This window comes from Pantoea sp. y20, from assembly GCF_054903455.1.
This window is the reverse complement of sequence record NZ_CM142816.1, coordinates 1,191,130-1,211,293: the sequence shown is the minus strand read 5'-3', so window position 1 is coordinate 1,211,293 and position 20,164 is coordinate 1,191,130. Positions and strand designations below refer to the sequence as shown.

General features: G+C 55.3%; 20 protein-coding genes. 9 read left to right on the top strand and 11 right to left on the bottom strand.

Annotated features, from left to right (window positions below; translation table 11 throughout):
* Positions 1 to 39: 39 nt before the first annotated feature.
* Positions 40 to 1,356, bottom strand: coding sequence for a gluconate transporter (gene gntT / locus ACYAC5_RS05535; protein WP_101763267.1), 1,317 nt, complete (start codon positions 1,354 to 1,356; stop codon positions 40 to 42).
* A gap of 283 nt (positions 1,357 to 1,639) precedes the next feature.
* On the opposite strand from gntT, the gene ACYAC5_RS05530 reads away from it, so the two are divergent.
* The gene (locus ACYAC5_RS05530; protein WP_370581462.1) at positions 1,640 to 2,791 is read left to right on the top strand and encodes an iron-containing alcohol dehydrogenase; all 1,152 of its coding nucleotides are present in this window, start codon (positions 1,640 to 1,642) and stop codon (positions 2,789 to 2,791) included.
* Between the two features lie 31 nt (positions 2,792 to 2,822).
* Here ACYAC5_RS05530 and ACYAC5_RS05525 read toward each other — a convergent pair whose 3' ends face one another.
* The 4 genes from ACYAC5_RS05525 to ACYAC5_RS05510 all read right to left on the bottom strand — a co-directional run bounded on the left by ACYAC5_RS05525 (position 2,823) and on the right by ACYAC5_RS05510 (position 7,327).
* On the bottom strand, positions 2,823 to 4,751 hold the full coding sequence (locus ACYAC5_RS05525) for a methyl-accepting chemotaxis protein (protein ID WP_192414139.1): 1,929 nt from the start codon (positions 4,749 to 4,751) through the stop codon (positions 2,823 to 2,825).
* 125 nt (positions 4,752 to 4,876) lie between these two features.
* Positions 4,877 to 5,704 carry a Cof-type HAD-IIB family hydrolase gene (locus ACYAC5_RS05520; RefSeq protein WP_192414245.1) on the bottom strand — a complete coding sequence of 276 codons (828 nt, stop codon included), beginning with the start codon at positions 5,702 to 5,704 and terminating at the stop codon, positions 4,877 to 4,879.
* A 108-nt stretch (positions 5,705 to 5,812) separates the two neighbouring features.
* Positions 5,813 to 6,298, bottom strand: a complete 486-nt coding sequence (locus ACYAC5_RS05515; protein WP_192414138.1) for an RcnB family protein — start codon at positions 6,296 to 6,298, stop codon at positions 5,813 to 5,815.
* Positions 6,299 to 7,096: 798 nt separating this feature from the next.
* Complete coding sequence (locus ACYAC5_RS05510; protein WP_192414137.1) at positions 7,097 to 7,327, bottom strand: DUF1272 domain-containing protein; 231 nt, start codon at positions 7,325 to 7,327, stop codon at positions 7,097 to 7,099.
* 204 nt (positions 7,328 to 7,531) lie between these two features.
* Between ACYAC5_RS05510 and ACYAC5_RS05505 the strand changes: the two genes are divergently transcribed.
* Together ACYAC5_RS05505 and ACYAC5_RS05500 are read left to right on the top strand one after the other, a co-directional pair.
* Entirely contained in the window at positions 7,532 to 8,656 is a 1,125-nt protein-coding gene (locus tag ACYAC5_RS05505; protein WP_101763272.1) for an AI-2E family transporter, read from the top strand.
* A 111-nt stretch (positions 8,657 to 8,767) separates the two neighbouring features.
* Positions 8,768 to 9,448: an HAD family hydrolase gene (locus ACYAC5_RS05500; RefSeq protein WP_101763273.1), complete on the top strand. Its 681-nt coding sequence runs from the start codon at positions 8,768 to 8,770 to the stop codon at positions 9,446 to 9,448.
* Positions 9,449 to 9,573: 125 nt separating this feature from the next.
* Here ACYAC5_RS05500 and ACYAC5_RS05495 read toward each other — a convergent pair whose 3' ends face one another.
* The 6 genes from ACYAC5_RS05495 to ACYAC5_RS05470 are packed head-to-tail and all read right to left on the bottom strand — an operon-like array spanning position 9,574 to position 14,139.
* A complete protein-coding gene (locus ACYAC5_RS05495) occupies positions 9,574 to 10,149 on the bottom strand; it encodes a TerD family protein (RefSeq protein ID WP_101763275.1) in 576 nt (191 codons plus the stop codon).
* Between the two features lie 57 nt (positions 10,150 to 10,206).
* On the bottom strand, positions 10,207 to 10,785 hold the full coding sequence (locus ACYAC5_RS05490) for a TerD family protein (protein ID WP_008103744.1): 579 nt from the start codon (positions 10,783 to 10,785) through the stop codon (positions 10,207 to 10,209).
* Positions 10,786 to 10,835: 50 nt separating this feature from the next.
* Entirely contained in the window at positions 10,836 to 11,873 is a 1,038-nt protein-coding gene (locus ACYAC5_RS05485; protein ID WP_008103746.1) for a TerC/Alx family metal homeostasis membrane protein, read from the bottom strand.
* 24 nt (positions 11,874 to 11,897) lie between these two features.
* Positions 11,898 to 12,353 (bottom strand): tellurite resistance TerB family protein, encoded by a 456-nt coding sequence (locus ACYAC5_RS05480; RefSeq protein ID WP_462062557.1) that lies wholly within the window; start codon positions 12,351 to 12,353, stop codon positions 11,898 to 11,900.
* Between the two features lie 20 nt (positions 12,354 to 12,373).
* Positions 12,374 to 13,555: a TerD family protein gene (locus ACYAC5_RS05475; RefSeq protein WP_350261658.1), complete on the bottom strand. Its 1,182-nt coding sequence runs from the start codon at positions 13,553 to 13,555 to the stop codon at positions 12,374 to 12,376.
* Positions 13,555 to 14,139: a TerD family protein gene (locus ACYAC5_RS05470; RefSeq protein ID WP_101763278.1), complete on the bottom strand. Its 585-nt coding sequence runs from the start codon at positions 14,137 to 14,139 to the stop codon at positions 13,555 to 13,557. Before ACYAC5_RS05470 ends, ACYAC5_RS05475 begins: the two co-directional genes overlap by 1 nt.
* Positions 14,140 to 14,459: 320 nt before the next feature.
* Here ACYAC5_RS05470 and ACYAC5_RS05465 point away from each other — a divergent pair, with 320 nt between their 5' ends.
* The 6 genes from ACYAC5_RS05465 to ACYAC5_RS05440 all read left to right on the top strand — a co-directional run bounded on the left by ACYAC5_RS05465 (position 14,460) and on the right by ACYAC5_RS05440 (position 20,105).
* Complete coding sequence (locus ACYAC5_RS05465; protein ID WP_462062556.1) at positions 14,460 to 15,518, top strand: ATP-grasp domain-containing protein; 1,059 nt, start codon at positions 14,460 to 14,462, stop codon at positions 15,516 to 15,518.
* Between the two features lie 10 nt (positions 15,519 to 15,528).
* Complete coding sequence (locus ACYAC5_RS05460; RefSeq protein ID WP_462062555.1) at positions 15,529 to 16,656, top strand: phosphoribosyltransferase domain-containing protein; 1,128 nt, start codon at positions 15,529 to 15,531, stop codon at positions 16,654 to 16,656.
* A complete protein-coding gene (locus ACYAC5_RS05455) occupies positions 16,649 to 17,434 on the top strand; it encodes an HAD family hydrolase (RefSeq protein ID WP_462062554.1) in 786 nt (261 codons plus the stop codon). The genes ACYAC5_RS05460 and ACYAC5_RS05455 overlap by 8 nt, the downstream gene beginning before the upstream one ends.
* Positions 17,424 to 18,503, top strand: coding sequence for a cysteine protease StiP family protein (locus ACYAC5_RS05450; RefSeq protein WP_271460071.1), 1,080 nt, complete (start codon positions 17,424 to 17,426; stop codon positions 18,501 to 18,503). The genes ACYAC5_RS05455 and ACYAC5_RS05450 overlap by 11 nt, the downstream gene beginning before the upstream one ends.
* Positions 18,503 to 19,447: an HpcH/HpaI aldolase/citrate lyase family protein gene (locus ACYAC5_RS05445; protein ID WP_280172561.1), complete on the top strand. Its 945-nt coding sequence runs from the start codon at positions 18,503 to 18,505 to the stop codon at positions 19,445 to 19,447. Before ACYAC5_RS05450 ends, ACYAC5_RS05445 begins: the two co-directional genes overlap by 1 nt.
* A gap of 175 nt (positions 19,448 to 19,622) precedes the next feature.
* Complete coding sequence (locus tag ACYAC5_RS05440) at positions 19,623 to 20,105, top strand: tellurium resistance protein TerW (RefSeq protein ID WP_192236659.1); 483 nt, start codon at positions 19,623 to 19,625, stop codon at positions 20,103 to 20,105.
* The last annotated feature ends 59 nt before the right edge of the window (positions 20,106 to 20,164 follow it).

Below are 20,164 nucleotides of genomic sequence, written 5' to 3'. Positions count from 1 at the left end.
ACCGCAAGCGGCTGAGGCGCAGTGCCTCAGCCTTGATGCTTAGATGACGTTGGCGAGCAGTAAGCAACCCAGCAAACCGCACACCGAAATAATGGTTTCCAGCGCCGACCATGAGCGGAAAGTTTCGCCGATGGTCAGGTTGAAATACTCCTTAAACAGCCAGAAGCCCGGATCGTTAACGTGAGAGAAAATCACGCTGCCGGAGCCGACCGCAATCACCATCAGTTCCGGACTGGCGCCGCTGGTGATGATCAACGGTGCGACAATCCCGCCTGCCGTAATCGCCGCCACGGTAGCGGAACCCAGCGCAATACGCAGCACCGCAGCAATCGACCACGCCATGAAGATCGGCGACAGATTGGTTTCATGCATCATGCTGGCGATATATTTATCGACGCCGCTGTCCACCAGCACCTGTTTGAACGCCCCGCCACCACCAATCACTAACAGCATCATCGCGATGATCTTGATCGAATCGGTGATGGTGCCCATCACGTCATCCATGCTGCGGCCACGGTTGAGACCAAAGGTGAAGATGGCGATCAGCACGGCAATCAAGGTTGCCATAATGGGGTCACCAAAGAACTCGGCATACGGCAACAACACGTGACCTTTCGGCAGCAACATCTCCGCTACTGCGCGCAACGCCATCAGCACCACCGGCACCAACGCCGTCCAGACGCTGACGCCAAAGCCAGGCATCTCCGCTTCGGTAAAGGTTTTCGGGTTCCACAAGCCTTCCGGGATCGGCTTATCAATGCCTTTCAGGAAGCGCGCATAAACCGGACCGGCGAGAATAACGGTTGGAATCCCCAGCAGCGTTCCGTACAGCAGCGTTTTACCCATATCGGCGTTAAACAGCGTGGCGATCGCAGTTGGGCCCGGATGCGGTGGCAGGAAACCGTGTGTGACCGAGAGCGCGGCCGCCATCGGCACACCCACGTAAAGCAGCGGCACGCGCGCGGAGGCGGCGATGCTGAACACCAACGGCAGCATCAGCACAAAGCCCACTTCGTAGAACAGCGCAAAGCCGACGGTGAAGCCGGTCAGCACCAGCGCCCACTGAATATGCTTCTCACCAAATTTAGCGATTAACGTGGTGGCGATTCGCTGCGCCCCGCCGCAATCCGCCAGCAGTTTACCCAGCATCGCGCCGAAGCCCATGATCAGCGCGAGGCTGCCCAACGTGCCGCCGACGCCGGTTTTAATCGAAACGATAACTTTGTTGACCGGCATGCCCTGCATCATGCCAACGGCCAGCGCCACCAGAATCAGCGCAATAAATCCGTTCAATTTGAAACGAATCATCAGCAACAGCAGTAACGCTACGCCAATCGCCACATAGAGTAATGGCATAATTTTTCTCCACTTTTGCGCACGGTAAGTTACCGGCAGCGGTTTATTTTGGTTATCCCAGAGGACATGAGAATCAACAACGTGCACCACAGTAAACATCCTGCTGAGCAATGTTACGGGTATCATGTTAAGGGTAACATTGCGTACAAAGCACCTGGCGTCGCAGCGGAATTTCTGTTTTGCGAAGGTGATCAACTTTTTGCCAGCGGGTTATCAGAATGTTTGCAGCGGGAGTGTCACGGCTTTTGGTTACACTTAGGTCTTTGAGCCAAACAAGAAGGACGTGCAGGTGAGTGAGAATCTGATCGAGTTGTACAGTAATCAACAAACCCTGTTTGGGCGCGGCAGCATTGACCAACTGATTCCGCTGCTGGCGGCCAATACCCAGCCGACGCTGCTGTTTTGCGGCCGCTCATTCCTGAATGGTCCGGCCTGGACGCGCTTAGGTGCCGCGCTCAACGATCACATCATCGGTTACGAGATTGTCAGCCATGAAGCCTCGCCAGATGAGATTGATGGCTGGGTGCGACGCTGGCGCGGCCATGTTGATCGCGTGGTGGCGATTGGCGGCGGCAGCGTGCTGGATGCGGCTAAAGCCTTTAGCGCGATGATGCAGCACCCTCTGAATACCGCGCGCTATCTGGAGAAAGTCGGTGATACGCCAGTGCAAGCGGTGACCTTGCCGCTGATCGCCATTCCCACCACGGCCGGCACCGGCAGCGAAGCCACGCAGAACGCAGTGGTGACCGATCAGCAGCATATTCAGGTCAAAGCGTCGCTACGCCATCCGGTGTTTGTGCCGCAGGTCGCAATTCTCGATCCTGATCTGCTAAAAGGCGCGCCCGACAGCGTGCTGGCAACCTGCGCCATCGATGCCTTCACCCATCTTTTCGAAGCCTATCTGTCGCGCAAAGGCAATTTGTTCACCCAGCAAACTGCGCTTAATGGGCTGCGACTGTTCTTCCAGGCCTGGCCAGATTTAAACCGTGACGACGAGCGCGGAGGTGCCGCGCGCGAAGCGATGATGATGGCGTCATGGTTGGGTGGCGTGTGTCTGAGCAGCGCCGGATTGGGCGTGATCCATGGCATTGCCGGTGAGTTGGGGGCAATCAAGCCGTTCCATCACGGCGAAGTGTGCGGACGTTTACTGTTCCCGTTCCTCGAGGTGCTGGCAGAAACCGAGCATGCTGAACAGCAACGTTTGATGGCGCAGTTCGGCCAACAGCTGCTGCCGGACGATCCCGCGCCGCCCGCGCTGGCGTTGAAAGCCTGGATCCAGCAGCAGGCGATCGTGCCGTTCTGGTTAGAAGGCCCAACGCTGTCAGCCACCGACGTTGACTGGATTGTGTCGCGCGCCAACAGCAAAAACGGCTGGGTCAGCTACGATGCACCGACGTTAACCGAGATGATTGCCGCCGCCTGGCGCATCGTCTAAATGATAACTGGCAGCCGACGCTGCCCGATTTTTACTGCTCAGCCACTTTAAACATCGCCATCTCTTGCGCCAGCTGCGCCGCTTCATCACGCAGCGCCTGGGTATTTTCGGCGGTTTGCGTCACCAGCATCAGGTTTTGCTGAATACCGCGCTCCATTTGCGATACGGCCAGCGTCACTTCCGCGATACCTTTGCTCTGCTCATCACCGGCCACGCGCATCTCGCTGACTACCTGCTTCACTTTATGCACGTCGGAAACCAGCTGCGAAAGCTGCTGCCCCGCGCCTTCCACCAGTTTACTGCCGGCCAGCACGTTGCTGTCGGAATCGGCAATCAGCGCTTTGATCTCCTGCGCCGCCGTGGCGCTGCGCTGGGCTAAGGCGCGCACTTCCGATGCCACCACCGCAAAACCACGCCCTTGCTCACCGGCGCGTGCCGCTTCCACCGCCGCATTCAGGGCAAGGATGTTGGTTTGAAACGCGATGCTGTCAATCACCGTCAGAATCTCCGCCACGCGGCGCGACGAGGATTGAATAGCGCCCATGGTGCTCACCACTTCGCCCATCACTTCGCTGCTGCTGCGGGCAATCTGCGCGGTCTGTTCGGCGGCAGCATCGGCCAGTCGGGTATTTTCAGCGTTTTGCTGCACGGTGGCGTTAAGCTGCTCCATCGCCGCCGCACTCTGCTCAAGCGCCGCAGCCTGCTCAGCGATTTTCTCCGACAGCGCGGTGTTGCTGTGCGCTAATCCCGATGCGTTGGCCGCCACCGTTTCGCCGCTGCCCTGCACGCGGGTAATCACGCCAGCGATCTTATCGACAAAGCTGTTGAACGCACCGGCAATATCCGCCAGCTCATCGCGCCCACTTTTGGTCAGACGGCGGGTTAAATCGCCATCGCCATTGGCAATCTCATCCAGCGCCGCGTGCGTCGCCTTCAGACGTTGGCCAATGCGTTGGGTAAACGCCCAGGTTAACAGCAGCAGCACGATCATCGCCGGAATCAGGAAAGTGAAGATGTCGCGCATCATGGTACGCGCCAGGCCGCTGACGGCACTTTCCGGCGTTACCAGGCCAATCACCCAACCGGTGCCGGGCATGCGGAACAGCGTCACCTGCGCGCTGTTGTGCAAGTAGCCGTCTGCAAAATCCGACAGTTGTAATACATCGCCATCGCCCTTCAACTGGGTGATACGGGCGGCCAGCGGCGCCAGCCAGCTGGATTTTTCCGCCAGGCTGCTCAAGGTGGTGAGCGATTTCATATCCTGGCCTGGGTAATAGAGCAGGTTGCCCGCGCTATCGAGCGCAAAGGCATAACCGCCCGTCACCTGCCCTTTCTGCTGCATAAAGCCCGCAAGATTATCCAGCTGCACATCCAGCGTTGCGACACCGGCAAACCGATCGCCCGCCGCATACGGCACGCTGCAGGTCACCATTTTCACACCGGATACCGGATCCTGATAAACCTCCGACCAACCGCAACGATCGCGCGGTCCGTTACGCACCGCGCTGTACCAGCTTTCCTGTTGATAGCCGTTGCCCGCAGGCAGGTTGTAGTCATCGGAATAGGCCAGCTCGCCATCACCCTGTCGCGCCCAGAAGAAGCTACGACGTTGCACACCGGCGCTAAACGCATCGGGTTCCGGCCACACGCCGCCGCCGGCAATGGTTTTATTGCCGCTGCTGTTGATGATTTGTGGGAAGCTTTGCTGCCACAGCGTGGCATCGTGCGGCAACACTTCAGCAAGGCGCGCCATGCTGACGGCCTCGCCTTCAATGCGCACCAGCTGCTGATTTAATTGGCTGACCAGATTGCTACCGGCCTGCTCAATCAGCGTATGGCTGGCTTCGATGACGCGCGGCTGACCGCGCAACAACAGAACGGAAAATACGACTGCGGTGGTGACGCACAGTAATAGCAGGCCACCCAGCGTCATGCGGGCAGCCAAACGGGTTGGCAACATAATTTATCCTTTCTAACCGACTGCATTAACGATTGAGATAAGAAGTGCCGCTCAGCGGCGAATTGTGCGTTCCGTCACAATCGAATATCGGCAAAGCAAAGAATAAATTCAGCTATAAATGACGATCAGATGACAAACGGCGGTTTGCCGGCCAGCATCTGCTCAATCACCTGTAAAACGCCCTCGTCGTTATTACCCGGCGCTTCAAAGCGGGCCGCATCTTTGACCTTCTGCGGTGCGTTCGCCATGGCAAAGCTGAAGCCCGACTGCTGCAGCATTTCGAGATCGTTACCGCCGTCGCCAAACACCAGAATTTCACTGCGTTCGATGCCCCAGCGTTTGCCCAACAGATCGAGGCCGTGACCTTTATGGTTGCCCGGCACGATCAAATCCACCGATCCATGACCGCTGGACGTGGCGGCAGCCGCCCCCTGATGCAGACGCTCAATGTCCGCCATCAGCGGTTCCACGTAATCATCAGACAGATTCAGCGCAAACTTGAACAGCTTATCGCCCGCCACGTCATCGAGGCTGCGAATCGCCTTCAGGCGGTGGCAATAGTGACGCATTTTCACCAGCCACTTTTCATCAAGGCCTTCGAAGTAGTACGCGCTGTCGCGTCCGCACAGGATGTAACGCAGTTCGGGATAGTTACCGTTGTGCAACGTATCCAGCACCGCATCAATATCCGGACGAGAAAACTCGCCGCAGAATAACTCTTCATCACAATCGATAATCCACGCGCCGTTCTCCGCCACAAAGGCAATTTCGTGGGCGATCTCAGGGAAGAAGGATTTGAGTTGGTAATACTGGTTGCCGCTGGCTACCACAAACTTGATGCCGCGCTGCTTCATTTCCTGATAGCAGGCGTTAAAACGCGCGCGATTGTACTGTTTATTGTCGTCGAGAAAGGTGCCGTCTTTATCCACCGCCACCATTTTTGCCACGGTCATCATCACTCCTTAACGTATCGAAAGGAAAAACGGGTCGTAGAGAGAATAACCTGGTGAGCGGATAAAGCGCAGAGAAACACGGATGGCCGTAGCCATCCGCCGGGGAGATTAGTTGAACGCGCCGTTGAGCAGAATCGCGGTAATGATGCCGGTTGCTGCGGCCACCAGCACGTAATTACCGTCGATGTAAGCCCAATGCTCACCGCGCGGTGGTTCATACAGACCACGGTCACGCCAGTCATCTACGCGATAATGCGGACCACGAAACTCCGGCGGTGCCGGATAGCCGCGACGGAAGTCATGTCCGCCCCAGGCGAAGCGGTCGCCGTCACGATGCCCTTCCGGCATACGATGGTCAGCATAACGGTCATGACGATCCGGGCCGGGGCCGCGATCGTGACCACGGTCATGATGATTGCCGCGATCCGGTCCGCGGTCGCCGCCACGATCCGGGCCACGTCCGTGGTCTTGATGCTGGTCGCCGCCGTGCGGCTGCCAGCGCTGGTCACCTGGGCCGTCTGCCCACGAGACGCTAGAAAACAGTGTGCTGCATGCAATAAATGACGCAATAAGAGTTAATGTTGTTTTTTTCATGGTGTTGCCTCCAATGATAACGGCGGTTGCTGTGCCGTTAAGCATTACTATTGATTAACTGGAGACAGAAAAGCATTTCCAAAACTCTTAAAAACCGCATACTTACAGGAAATTACGTCAACTTATCACTTTCTTAACGATTGTGTATTTTCTGACATTAACGGGATCGAAGAGACGCATCAGCGTTTATTGCGGCGAGAGCGGGAAATATAAAGAAAAACCCGATCGCAAGGATCGGGAGGATAATTCAATTTCCATAAATTGCATAAAGGGGTAAACCCTGCAAAAGTGAGGGTAAAACTGAAGCACACAACGCCACATCACTAGCATTGCCAGCAAACAATACCATTTAAAATTGAAAAATTCTTTTGAAAAGGGCTATTTTTCAGAAAAATACGCAAAAACTAAATGATAGAAAGAAATATTATTTTAGGAACGCTGTTTCAGGATAAATAAGGTCTGTGCTCTGACCAGATTCAGCAAAGACACAACAATAAGGCATTCAAGCAGCTAATCCATGCTATCAAGAATGGTTAATATCCCTTTAAAAACAACACTATTTGCTTTTTAAACCTTTATAATCTCAGCACGCCGCACGCGCAACCTGATGAGTATTTAACAATTACTGCTACTTATTAGGCGCGGATTGTTTATCACCAACATTAATACACGGCGGTGATTACTATCGTGCTCAAAATTACCCTGCTTGCGTAACGTTTAAATATCACGAGGCAGCCTGATAAACTATTTAGGGTAAACGTTTACATGAGCAGAATATTGGTTTGCACGCTCACTATCTCATGAAGAAGATAAATGGCGCGTTGAGGACGCCGGATGACGTGCTAACGCTGCAGCAGGACGAATCGGTCGACGCACCAGTTCACCGCTGCAATTCGGGCAACGCTGCGCCAGGATACCTTCCGCGCACGCCACACAGAACGTGCATTCAAATGAACAGATGCGCGCCTCAAGCGACGCCGGCGGCAGATCTCTATCGCAGCATTCGCAGTTAGGACGTAGTTCCAGCATGATTTCCTCCGGTGAGTTTCAGCCACCATCATCACCGTAATAGTGCTGCCGCGCCAGCCAGTGAACAGACATCAGGCGGACAAATCGGGACATCCTATGTCTGCTCTCTTCACGAGCTTGAGCGAACCATCGATCCTAAAAACATTACTTTCCCCGTTAAGCGTTCTATAGTTCATTCGCCCTATCTACTGACGAGACTATGTAATGCGTATTAAAGGACTTAATTTAGGCTTCTTTATCGTTATTTTGGCGATCGTCACCTTCGCCTTTTTTGATGTGCTGACACCCTATTTTTCTGCCATTTTCTGGGCCGCGATTCTGGCGGTGATCTTCCATCCACTGAAGTCGCTGCTGCGCCGTAAAATGGGCGATCGCAACGGCCTGGCTTCGTTCGCTACGTTGCTGATTATCTGCCTGATGGTGTTCACGCCGTTGGCGCTGATCACCTCTTCAATGGTGGTTGAAGTTAACACCGTCTACACCAAGCTGCAGAACAACTCCGCGCAGTTCCCTGCGGTGTTTGCCGATCTGCTGCAGCATCTGCCTTCCTGGGCACGCAACTATCTCGCCGATAACAACCTGAACAACGCGCAGGAGATTCAGCAGAAGCTCTCTGGCTTTGCGCTGAAAGGCGGCCAATACATGGCGGGCAGCGTGTTCCTGATCGGTAAAGGGACGTTCACCTTTACCGTTGGCTTTGGCGTGATGCTCTATCTGCTGTTCTTCCTGTTGAAAGATGGCGCCTGGCTGGTGAATTTGATTCTGGAAGCGCTGCCGCTTTCAACCTACGTGAAACATCACCTGCTGATGAAGTTCGCAGCGGTATCGCGTGCCACGGTCAAAGGCACGGTGGTGGTTGCGGTGGTACAAGGTGTGCTGGGCGGCATCGCCTTCTGGATCACCGGCATTGATGGCAGCTTGCTGTGGGGCACCTTGATGGCGTTCCTGTCACTGATTCCGGCGGTCGGTTCCGCCATTGTTTGGGTACCGGCAACCATCTTCTTCTTCGCCACCAGCGCCATCTGGAAAGCGCTGTTCCTGATTGGCTTCTTCGTGGTGGTGGTTGGCCTGGTGGATAATATTCTGCGTCCGCTGCTGGTCGGTAAAGACACCAAAATGCCGGACTATCTGATCCTGATCTCCACGCTAGGCGGCATGGAAGTGTACGGCATCAACGGCTTTGTCATTGGTCCGCTGATCGCCGCGCTGTTTATTGCCTGCTGGAATCTGCTTTCTGGTCGCGATAACCGTGAGAACTCTGAAGAGATTGACGAAGAGTTTATCGAAGAGGGTAAAACCCGCGAGGAAGAGGGCAAAATCCGCGAGTAAGCGTTTCAAACGGCTACCGTTTATCGGTAGCCGCATTCACGCATGAGAATATCGGCCAGCCATTTGCTATCATCGTGGCATTGATTACGGCTTGCGACAAAAGAGAACAACATGTCCATGGAATCCTCCTTAGCGCGTGAAAATCAGGTTCTGTCAGTCTTCGATTTTGACGGCACGCTGACCATTCACGACAGCTTCATCCCCTTTCTGCGCTTCAGCTTTGGCAAACGCGCGTTCGCTCGCAAAATTGCCAAACTGGCATTCCCAACGCTGCGCTGCATGCGGAAAAAGCTAACGCGTGATGAGTTGAAAGAAGTGTTGATTCACACCTTTTTAACCGGCGTTGAGGAGCAATGGATTCGTCAGCAGGCGCAACTTTTCTGCGCGGCAAACTGGAATAAGCTAATGCGCCCAGCCGGGCTGTTAGCGGTTGCCGCCGAAGTGAACTCCAGCGCCGAAGTGACCATCTGTTCCGCCTCGCCGGCGATGGTATTGGAACCGTTCGCCGAGCGACTGGGCATCAATCTGATCGGTACCCAATTAGAAGTGGTAGACGGCATTCTCACCGGAAAAATTACCGGTCATAACTGCCGCTGCGGGCAAAAGGTCAAACGACTGGAAAGCGTTTACGGCCCGCTGCATAACTATCACCTGCGCGCATGGGGTGATACGCGCGGTGATTTTGAGTTACTGGCTGCCGCGCAGGATCCACACTGGCGTCATTTCCATCCAACGTGGAAAAAACGCCGCGTGCCAATGGAAAAACTGCGCATGCTGCGTCTGGATCCTTAGGCGCACCATTCATGGCGACCGATTGACACTTCGTCGCTACGCAATAAGCACTTAGTCGTTTTGATCCATTATTGAGACAGTAAAAAGCCCCGGACCAGCCGGGGCTTTGTTAGCAATGCTTTGAATCAGACGCTCACGCCGTGCTGCGAAGCCAGCGCTGACAGGCCGCCTGCGAAGCCCTGACCAACGGCTTTGAATTTCCACTCGGCACCATTGCGATACAGCTCACCAAACACCATCGCGGTTTCGGTAGACGCATCTTCAGACAGGTCAAAACGGGCGATTTCAGCACCGCTGTCATTATTGAAGATACGCATGAAGCTGTTGCTCACCATGCCGAAGTTCTGCTTACGCGCTTCGGCATCATAAATGGTCACCGCGAAGACCAGCTTCTTCACCTCAGCCGGTACTTTAGACAGGGTAATTTTAACCTGCTCGTCATCGCCATCGCCAGCACCGGTGCGGTTATCGCCCTGATGCTCAACGGAACCACAAGCGCTCTGCTTGTTGTTGAAGAAGATGAAGCTGGCATCGCTCAGCACTTTACCGTCGTCACCGACCATAAATACTGACGCGTCGAGGTCGAAATCCTGACCATCTGTTACACGTGCATCCCAACCCAGACCCGCCATGGCAACATTCATGGTTGGTGCTTCTTTAGTCAGGGAAACGTTACCGCCTTTTACCAGAGAAACTGCCATTTTAAAGCTCCTGCTTTTAATTGGATGATGCGGGCAGCGCGAAGCTGCCCGTGATAATTAAGACGCGTTGATACCGTACTGAGCACATACCGAAGCGAGGCCGCCGGCATAACCCTGGCCTACCGCGCGGAATTTCCACTCGGCGCCGTTACGGTACAGCTCACCAAACAGCATCGCGGTTTCGGTGGAGGCATCTTCGGTCAAATCGTAACGCGCCACTTCACTGCGATCGTCATCGTTGACCAGGCGGATAAACGCGCCGGAAACCTGGCCAAAGCTCTGACGACGGGTCTGCGCATCGTGGATGGTGACCACAAACACAATCTTGTCGACGTCAGCCGGAATCAAATCCAGTTTGATTTTCAGCGATTCATCATCGCCATCGCCTGCACCAGTACGGTTGTCACCGGTGTGGGAAACGGAACCGTCGGAAGAGACCAGATTGTTGTAGAAAATAAAGTCAGCATCGCCGCGGACTTTGCCGCTGGCGGACAGCAAGAACGCTGACGCATCAAGGTCAAAGTCCTGACCATCGGTGGAACGTGCATCCCAGCCAAGGCCAACGAGGACGTTTTTCATGGTTGGTGCCGCTTTGCTCAGCGAAACGTTACCGCCTTTAGAAAGAGAAACGCTCATTGTAATTACCTCTTGGTTAATGATTTTTCAGACTCATTGCTGGCAGAAGATCAGCTCTCTTCTTTTTCCTCGGGCTTACCGGGGAACATCACGCTGAGTACGATACCGACCGCTAACACGCCGAGTACCACAAACAAGCTGGCGCTAGCAGAGATGCTGTAGCCGTGATGCCAGATATGATCGGTAGCATTCAGACCCAGTTTCACCGCGATGAAGAACAGCAGCACGATGACGGCTTTCTCGAGGTGAACCAGATACTGCTTCAATGCTTCAAGTACGAAGTACAGTGTACGCAAGCCGAGGATGGCGAACATCATGGCGCTATAAACGATCAGCGGTTCACGGCTTACTGCGATAATCGCCGGCACGGAGTCAAAGGCGAACATCACGTCAGAGAGTTCAACCACCGCCACACACAGCATCAACGGCGTGGCATACAGTGCCGCTTTCTTGCCGCGACCAATCGCTACGTCTTTGTTTTCTGGCTTCTGCAGCTCTTCATCAACTTCCTTCTGATTCAGCAGGAAGGCGTTACCGCGCATTTTTGGCCAGATTGGGAAGAAGCGCTTCACCATGCGATAAGCAAGGTGCTGCGAGTAATCTTCGATCTCGTCGCTGTCATCGCCGCTTTTCAGCATCATTACCGCCGTCCACGCGACGATCAGCGCAAACACGATTTCGACATACGGACCAAGGCTCAGCAAGCCGGTACCGATCGCCACGAAGATGCCACGGAAAACGATGGCACCGATGATGCCCCAGTAAAGCACGCGGTGACGATAGCGGTCCGGAACGGCAAACCACGAGAAGATCGCCATCATCACGAACAGGTTATCGACGGAGAGTACTTTCTCCAGCGCATAACCGGTCACGAACAGGCTGGCAACTTCAGCGCCGTGATGGATATAGAGGAAGCCGGCGAAACCCATCGCCACCGCCACCCAGAACACTGACCACAGCGCCGCGCTTTTCAGCGAAATCGGCTTGTCGCCGCGGTGCATGAACAGGTCGATAAAAATAGCGCCCACCGACAGCGCGATGAAAACCGCGACTGTTTCAGTTGGGAAGCCAATGTGCGTAGACACCATGATGAACCCTTAAAAGATAAAAAATTACAGACCAAATATTGCTGGATCAAAGCCCAAAGCGACGGCGATTTCGCGCACCGCTTTCTGCTCGTCAGCATCAAAATCACCATCACTCTTACCGACAGCAATACCTACGCGGATCGCCAACTGTGCGGCTTCCGGCTGATCTTTCAACGCCATGATGTACTTCATGGTTTCGCCCTTGCCGATTTCCAGATCGAAATCAAAGCTGCTCACCAGTTTGTTGAAGAACTCAATCACTTCATTGGTATCAAAGACTTTCAACTCTTCGGAGGCGCGCAGAAAACCGATCATCTTCTGCTTCTCTTCCGCGCTCACGCCGCCGTCTGCCACCGCAATGCGTGCGCACACCGCGACGGTTCCTTGCATAAATTTCTTGTTCTTAAAGCGGCTAACCTGTTTGGTTAATTCATCGCGGCCGGAATTAAATGCCCCTTTGACCTTGTTGAGAAAGCTCATAGTGAATCCTCTGTCTGTTATTATTTGGAACCGGCTCGCCAGTTGAATCCCCAACCGAAAGCTTTGTCCATATCGGAATGCCCGTTAAAGAACTGATTGATACGCTCGACGCGGATACTGCCGTTCTCATTGACCAGGCGAGCAATCGCACACATGTTGCGGCGGTTCTCCCCTTCAGTCATACGCGTTTCAATCGGAGGCTGGTCTGGAATGTGCAGCGTGACTACGCCATCCGTTTTGTCCCAGCTCGCCGCACCTTGATAGATGAAGGCGAAAATTAATACCTCGCGAATCTGACTCCATTCGCGACCGTTAATGTGCAGCCATTCGCCGTCGGTCACTTCCCCGGTGCGATCGTCGCCCTGCAAGTGTACGAAAGGTTTGGCATGCATAGCGCCAAAATTGCCGCCCAGCGCCTGGATCACACCGCGCGAGCCGTCTTGCAGCTCAACGAAGGCGCCGAGATCGAGATCCACGCCTTTGTTGCCGCCGAACAATCCGCGCAATCCGCCGCCACCGCTGCTGGTTTCACGGTGCCAGTTCAGATTGATGCGGATCTCACCGAAGTTATCGCGCTTGGTCAGGCTGATAGCTGGCTTCTCTTTGGTAAGAGACACTTTGCTCAGATTGATTTTTGCCGGCGCGGGTGTCGGTGCTGGAGCCGGTGCCGTCTGCGGTGCAGGCGCAGGCGTTGGGGCAGGCGCGGGTTCAGCCACATCCACACCGAAATGTTCCGCCAGCGGCTTTAAGCCGCCGTTGAAACCCTGCGCAATAAAGCGGAATTTCCACTCATTATTGCGGCGGTAAAGTTCGCCGAGGATCAACGCTGCTTCCTGACGTCCTACCAGCTCCACGCTGCCATTCAGTAACACTTCACCGCTCTGCTCCACCTGAATCGCCAGACGTTGCAAACCCGACACGTTGCGGCCGCCGTCACAGGTAACGGTAAAGGCCACTTTCTGCACGTCAGGACGCAGGCGGGTGAGATCGACAGAGAAGGCGGAGTTGTGCCCTTCGCTTTTCAGGCTGATGGTGCGGTCATCGTTATCCGGCTGACCGTAGAACACCATATCGGCATCGCCATTGACTTTGCCGCTGGCGAACAGACGAAAGGCCGAAGCATCAACGGCGGCGCCAGCGAGTACGCGCACCGTCAGCAGATTAGCGGGAACGGGAGCATTGCTCCCCGGCGTCATATTCATTAGCGCACCACTGCGGCAACGATGTCGTTTTGCATCGCGTCAATGGTACGGCCGGCACTCGCGCGGCCATGCGCCGTGAAGTCCCACAGACCGCCGTTGCGGTGCAGCGAAGCAATCACGATGCCGGTATGGCTGCCTTGCTCAGTCAGCTCATAGCGCGCCAGCTCTTTGCCGTTTTGATCCACCACGCGGCAGAAGGCATTTTCCACTTCATTGAAGGTTTGGCCCTGGAAGCTGTTCACGGTGAACGCCAGATACTCAACGTTAGCTGGCAGACGTGACAACTCAACGATGATCACTTCATCGTCGCCATCGCCTTCGCCGGTACGGTTATCGCCGCTGTGTTTCACCGCACCACATTTGGAGGTTAATGCGCGGAACCAGATGGTATCAATGGCATGACCGGATTGATCCAGTAATACGCAGCTGGCATCCAGATCGATGGAATCGCTGCCACCACCAAAAAGCTTGCCCATGAAGCCTTTCTTTTTAATGGGATCCCAGCCTAAGCCGAAATGTAATTTATTCAGCGAAGCGGTTTGTTTGCTGAGTGAAACCGTCTGATTCTTGCTTAATGAAACCATGTCATAATTCCTTCAAACAGGTTTGAAAAGGGTTTTATATTTGCAACAAATTCCATGAGGGCAAAATCATAACATGAGGATATTCATGTTCAGCATTAATTTTCACAGCAATTTTATGAAACACAATAAAGCCTTGCAGAAGAACAACTTAAAAGAATCCCACCCGAACCAGCAACGCACTAAACATGACAATTCTTTACATTAAAATTCATAAGGTTACGTTAGGGTAAAAAATCATATTATGATTGACTCATTTCGAAGTGAGAAATAAACTCGCAAACCATAATCCAGCCACCAGCCTCTTGCGGAAATAATTAGAAATGTCTCACAAAATTTGGCTAATGGAAGGTTTATCCTCCCAGCGCGATATAATTAATGGCATAACATCTGCAGCTAAAAAACATAACTACAACGTGTCGATTTATGCATCACATCGCCAATCGCGTAATGAAATACTTTCGCTGGCGGATCATGCATTAATTGAACCTGATGATATTAATCAGCGCCTCGAATTTATTCTTTACACCGTAGAAAAATATGCCATTCAGGCGATCCATACCGGTCGACATGCTCATTGGTTTGAAGCCCATCGCGCCGCTATCGAAGCCAGCGGTGCGCGCTTAACCACCGGCGCACGCGATGTTGCGATGCTGGATCTGGCCGATGACAAAATCGCGTTTGCCCACCATATGAAAAGCCTGAATTTGCCGGTGGTGCCTTCACTGCGCATTGATTCGCCCGTACAGTTGCGTGAGCTGATCGCCGGTAAACCCTTTGGCGATCTGCCGCTGTGCGTAAAACCGGTTACCGGTATTTATGGCATGGGATTCTGGCAGTTTGATGAAAGCGTCTCGCCGATGGCGCCGTTTACCCATCCCGACGCACGCCGGGTGAAAGCCGAATATTACTTACAGGCGCTGGAGGCCGCCGACAGCATGGAGCCGCTGGTTCTGATGCCGTATCTGCCAGGCCCGGAATATTCGGTTGATATGCTGGCGGAAAACGGCAAGGTGCTGGCCGCCGTGGCGCGCCGCAAAGAAGGGGCGCTGCAGTATCTGGAAAACCGCGGCGAAGCCTTTGAGCTGGCGCTAGCCTGTGCCGCTGCGATGGGCGCGGATGGATTGATCAACGTGCAGACGCGCAATGACGCCAGCGGCAAACCGCTATTACTGGAGATCAATATGCGCCCTTCCGGCGGCATTGGTTACACCCGTTTCAGCGGCGTCAATCTTCCCGGCTTGTTTGCCCTGCGCCAGCTAGGCTTGATCAGTCAGCAGCAGGTGATCGACAACGCCCGCCGCGACTTCACGCCAGCCACCGTCCGCGCGCTGAGCGACGTGGTGGCGTACAACCCCGTCCTGTCCAACCAGGTTCAATAAGGAACAATCCATGACCACACTTTGGAGCAGGACGCTGTCATGCGGCACGCTGAGCGTTACGCCAACCGGCGGCATCAGCGCCATCGACGATCTGTTCGAGATCGCCGAGCGCCGCAATCCCAAGCGCGCTTTTTTGTTCGTCAGTAAAGTGCTTGGCCGCCACATTCCGGTGGCGCCGGAGAAAATGCGCGCCGTGTATCGCCAGCTGGCGGAGCAGTTTCCGCCGCTTTCTGACGGCCCGGTGCTGTTTATCGGCATGGCGGAAACCGCCGTTGGCCTCGGCGCAGGCGTGTTTGATGAAGTGCGCCAGCGTGTGAGCGAACCGGTGTATCTCACCTCGACGCGCCATCCGCAGCAGGCGGATTTGCTGTGCGAGTTTAAAGAAAATCACAGCCACGCCACCGATCATCTGATCTACCTGCCCGATGATGCGCAGCTGCGCCAGCGCGTGCTCAACGCTCGCACGCTGGTAATGATTGATGACGAAGCCACCACCGGCAACACCTTTATTAACCTGCTCGAAGCGCTGCGCAACGACGGCGGCTTAACGCAGATCGAGCAGGTTATCGCTGTCACGCTCACCGACTGGAGCGGCGATGCGTTACCCGCGCGCTGTCCGGTGCCGGTGCGCAGCGTGTCGCTGGTGCAAGGCGACTGGCACTGGCAGCAGGATCCCGACGCCGCACTGCCACCGATGCCAGCGATGGTGCTTAACGATGCCGCCACCGTGCCCATCACCGGCAAACAGCGCTGGGGCCGACTTGGTATGGCAGCGCCAGCGGGCGATTTAGGCCGCGCGATTCAGGCGCAGCCGGGAGAGAAAATTCTCGTGCTCGGCAGCAGCGAATTTGTCTGGGAACCTTTCTTGCTGGCTGAACGTCTGGCGGCACAAGGCGCAGAGGTGAAATACAGCTCCACCACGCGCTCGCCAATCGCTACCGGATTTGCCATCGAATCAGCTATCGCCTTCGGTGATAACTACGGTCTCGGCATCGCCAACTTCGTTTATAACTTGGCGCATCAGCAATTTGACCGCATTTTGCTGTGCATCGAAACGCCGGTCGACAGCGTGGATCCGCTGTTAACAACGGCACTGGCCCAGGTTGCGCCACAGGTGGAGGTGATCAGCTATGAATAAACCGGTGATTTTTTCCGACCTTGACGACACGCTATTTCAAACGCGCCGCAAAATGGTGGACGAGCTGGATCTTGAGCCGTTCCGTACTGGCGCGCTCGATCTCAGCCTGCAGCCGCGCAGCTTTATGACGGAAGAGCAGTCGATGCTGGTTGACTGGATGATCGAGCAGGCCGATTTGATCCCGGTCACCGCGCGCGGCACCGAAGAGATCGCCCGCGTGCAGATCCCTTTCCGATCGTGGGCGGTGACCACGCACGGCGCGGTGATCCTCAATCCGCAAGGCGAGGAAGATGCCGAATGGCGCGCGCACATGCTGGAAAAACTGACGCCGTACGGCCCGGCGCTGCTCTCGATGCAGCAGGCGATCACCGACCTGATGGCAGAGCGCGATATCAACGGCTGGGCGCGCATCAACTATGAATATGGCGTCACGCCGATCTATCTGGTGATGAAGCACCGCGACAGCACGCGCCTCGAAGAGCTTTACGCCATCGCCGATGAAATCGAGCAACGCTTCCCCACCGCCGGCTACTACATCCATCGCAACAGCAACAACGTCGCCTGGCTACCGAACGTGGTGGAAAAAGGTTTAGCCGTCAGCTACCTGCTGGAAAAACTGCGTGACGAGCGCGGCGTTTTCCCGGTGATTGGCCTTGGCGACAGCCTCAGCGATCACCGCTTTATGAAGCTGTGCAGCTGGTACGTCATTCCGCGTCAGAGCCAGTTTGCCGAACGCATCAACCAGGCAATATTCGGAGAACAAACAGATGGTGAATAACTTGCCTTTCTCTGGATCGTACCGAGCCGGCGACGTCGAATTTCTGCTTAAGCCGGTCGAGATCGACATGACGCCGGTGGAGCAAAAAGAGCAGCTGATCCAATCCGGTGCGCGTCACTATTCCGAGATGTTGAGCCAGGAACCGGAACCGACGCGCTGGCACCTTGAGCTGTTTTCCCGCGCGCTTGACGCAGGTGCCGGACGCCTGGCGCAAGAAGTCACCATGCTGGCGCGGACGCTGGCACACCAGTTTGGCGACACGCCGATTGTGCTCGCCAGCCTGGTACGCGCGGGTGTGCCGCTCGGCGTGATGCTGCAACAGGCGCTGCGCGCGATGGGCCGCGAATCGTACCATTACGGCATCAGCATCATCCGCGATCGCGGGATTGATGAGGCTGCGCTGGAGATCATCGAAGCGCGCCACGGCACCGCAGGCATTGTGTTCGTCGATGGTTGGACCGGCAAAGGCGCCATCACCGGCGAGCTGATCCGCAGCCTCGAACATCGTCCCGGCTATCCGGCACAGCCGCGCTTGGTGGTGCTGGCCGATCCGTGCGGTCGGGCGTGGCTTTCGGCCAGCGATGATGACTGGCTGATCCCGTTTGGCATTATGGGCGCGCCGGTTTCAGGGTTGATCTCGCGATCATTGTGGTCTGAAGCGGGCTTGCACGGCTGCGTACAATGCGACCATCTGGCGCAATACGATTGCAGCCAGCAGCTGGTGAACACCGTGGCGGAATATGCGCGATCGCTGGATGTCAGCGCCCTGCCCGCGTGCCAGCAGGATCCACAACATCAGCAGCAGCTGGTGGCGCAAAGTGAAGCGGTGATCGCCATGCTGGCGGCGCGTTATCAGGTGAACAGCATCAACCGCATTAAGCCGGGCATCGCCGAAGCCACGCGCGCCGTGCTGCGTCGCGTGCCGGATCAGGTGCTGGTACGTTCGGTGAACGATCCCGACGTGGCGCTGCTGGTCTATCTTGCCCAACAAAAAGGGCTGACCATCACAGAAGCGGGTGCCGATCTTGGGCAATACCGCGCCGTGACGATAATCAAAAAGGTGCTGTGATGAACGGCCGTCTCTCTCCATGGCGATTGGGCGCAACGCTGTATATGCCGGCGGTGCGCAGCGATATCGTCGATGCCATTCTGCACAATAAAATCAGTGGCCTGCGCTCGCTGGTGATCTGCCTGGAAGATGCGGTCAGTGATGCGGATTTGCCGCAGGCGCTGCACAATCTCCAGCAAATCTTAAATGTGTTGAACGCCGAACAGCGTGCCAATGGCAACGCGCAGTGGCCGTTGGTGTTTATCCGTCCGCGCAACAGCGAGATGGGCGCGTGGCTGGTGGAAAACCTCAACCTCAGCGCGATAGACGGTTTTGTGCTGCCGAAATTCACCGCCGACTCCTTGCCGATGTGGTGGCAGATTCTCGAACCGAGCCATCTGTGCATGATGCCGACGCTGGAAACCGAAGAGGTGTTCGATGTGGTGGCGATGCGCGAGCTGGCCCTCACGCTGCAAAACCATGCCTGCCGCGAGCGCGTGATCGCCCTGCGCATCGGCGGTAACGATTTGATGAATGTGCTGTCGCTGCGCCGTTCGCGCCACTTCACGCTGTATGACAGCCCGATGGGTTACACCATCAAAATGCTGGTGGCGGTATTCGCGTCGCGCGATTTTGCGCTGACCGCGCCGGTGTGCGAGCACATCGACGATCAGCAGATTATGGATCAGGAACTGGCGCTGGATATCGCGCACGGTTTGGTGGGCAAAACCGCCATTCACCCGAGCCAAATCGGCAAGATTCAGGAGATGTTGATGGTTTCCGCCAGCGATCAAGCGGATGCCTTCCGCATCCTTAATTCAAGCCAGGCGGTATTCAAATCGCAGGGCGCGATGTGCGAACCGGCGACGCATCGCCGCTGGGCCGCCGCCATCCTGGCGCGCGCGCAGGAATATGGCATCGCACCCGATACCCGCTCAGACGGCGCCTTGATGCTGGTAACCTGACAACCCCCGCAGGGTGGGCATTCCTGCCCACCGCGTTACCACTGAATCACAAACCGGACGTAGGAATTTTCGGGCCCTATTTACCTGATATTTAAATACCCTCTGATACTGTCGAAAACCATTTGCCAGGAGGGCGATACCGACCATTGACCACTAACGCAGGCCTCAATCGACCATGCAACTCAGTACCCGACAGACACGCGTATTCATGCTCGCCTCACTGCTCAGCAGCGGCAAACCGGTTGCATCCAGCCGTATTCTCGCCTCGCTAGACTGCTCCGAACCCACGCTGACGCGCGCGCTAAAAGAGCTGCGTGAATCCTGGTCTGCGGAGATCAAATACAGCCGCCTCACCCACTGCTACCAACTCACTGAACCCGGCAAACTCGATAAGAAAAGCCTGCGCCATATTAATGAAGCGCTCAAACTTAATGCCGAACTGCAACAGAGCGAAACCGTCAGCCGGGTATTTCTGGATAAAGAGAAAAAGAAAGCGGTGTCGCTGTCGTTGAGGATGTCTGTTTTAAGGAAGATCGACCAGGTTGTGCGATTGAGTGAAACGACACGGAGTGATGCGGTGGAGATGCTGGTCGAGAGCGGGCTGGATGAGTTGATTGAAAAGTTAGTGCTTAAAAAGAACGAGTTAAAACGGCAGTAATATTTCAGCAGTGGTTTAACAACATTGAGTAGTGGGATGTATTGCCGACGCACTTCAGC